The organism is Acidovorax sp. GW101-11A03, assembly GCF_059424825.1.
Map to the genome: position 1 here is coordinate 1 of NZ_JBWKZU010000151.1, position 675 is coordinate 675.

Genomic DNA, 675 nt, shown 5'->3' on the forward strand with positions numbered 1-675 from the left:
GACGGGCAGGAGGTGGGCCATGCGTGAGACCTCCATCGATGTACAGGCCCAACTGAAGGCGCTGCGGCTCAACGGCATGGCCACGGCCTGGGCCGATCTGACGGAGCAAGGCGGCGATACGACCCTGGCCGCATCACGCTGGCTGGTGGAGCACCTGCTGCAGGCTGAAGATGCTGATCGGGCGATGCGTTCCATCGCCCACCAGATGAAGGCGGCACGCTTCCCGATGCACCGCGACCTGGCTGGGTTCGACTTCACCGTCGCGCCGGTCGATCGCGCGTTGATCCAGAAACTGGCGGACCTCTCGTTCACGCAGGATGCGCAGAACGTGGTGCTAGTCGGCGGCCCAGGCACCGGCAAAACCCACCTGGCCACGGCGCTGGGAATTGCTGGGCTCACCCGGCACGCCAAGCGAGTGCGGTTCTACTCCACGGTCGATCTGGTCAATGCCCTGGAGCATGAGAAGAGCCAGGGCCGTGCCGGACGCATCGCCATGAGTCTGGTGCGCATGGATCTGGTCGTGCTCGACGAGTTAGGTTACTTGCCCTTCAGCCAGGCCGGTGGTGCCTTGTTGTTCCACCTTCTGTCCAAGCTTTACGAGCACACCAGCGTGATGATCACCACTAACCTGACGTTCGCGGAGTGGTCCACGGTGTTCGGCGACGCCAAGATGAC

1 protein-coding gene is annotated in these 675 nt (G+C 63.7%); it reads left to right on the forward strand.

The features are described from left to right. Positions 1-19 precede the first annotated feature (19 nt). On the forward strand, positions 20-675 hold a 656-nt coding region (gene istB / locus AC07Z7_RS25125; protein ID WP_494768052.1), incomplete at its 3' end, for an IS21-like element helper ATPase IstB.